The organism is Halocynthiibacter sp., assembly GCF_049608145.1.
Lineage (GTDB): Bacteria > Pseudomonadota > Alphaproteobacteria > Rhodobacterales > Rhodobacteraceae > Halocynthiibacter.
On sequence record NZ_JBMYXF010000134.1, the window covers coordinates 1 to 522 of the forward strand.

Annotated in this window: 1 protein-coding gene and 1 pseudogene; both read left to right on the forward strand. The window is 63.6% G+C overall.

Annotated elements, in window-relative coordinates:
* A pseudogene (locus ACPGUT_RS16205) lies at nt 1–297 on the forward strand (putrescine ABC transporter permease PotI); the annotation flags it as partial.
* On the forward strand, nt 294–522 hold a 229-nt coding region (locus ACPGUT_RS16210; protein ID WP_423993146.1), incomplete at its 3' end, for an FAD-dependent oxidoreductase. The pseudogene ACPGUT_RS16205 and the gene ACPGUT_RS16210, both read left to right, overlap by 4 nt.

A 522-nucleotide genomic window follows, 5' to 3' on the forward strand; every position in this document is an offset into this window, starting at 1 on the left:
GCGTTCCGCCTTGTCACCCTCCCCATCATTGCGCCTGCGGTGATTTCAGGGTGGTTGCTGGCCTTTACCCTATCGCTGGATGATCTGGTGATTGCCAGCTTTACCACCGGGCCATCCGCCACCACCCTACCAATCAAGATCTTTTCCGCCGTGAGGCTGGGGGTCAGCCCGGAAATCAACGCGCTGTCGACCATCATGATTGCGATTGTGACGGTGGGGGTCATCACCGCATCGCTGGCCACAAAACGCGCCGCTGTGGCCCGTGAGCGCGAAGAACAGGCCGCCGCGCGCGGATGAAACGGATCTACGAACCCGCCGCCTATGAACGGCCCCAATCCTGCTGGTGGGACCATGGCCAGACCGATGCCCCATGGCCCAAGCTGGATCACGACACAACGGCGGACATCGCCATCATCGGCGGCGGCTACACCGGCATTGTGGCAGGGCTGATGCTGGCACGCGCCGGGGTGGATGCCGCCTTGCTAGAGGCCAACCACGCAGGCTTTGGCGCATCGGGGCGCA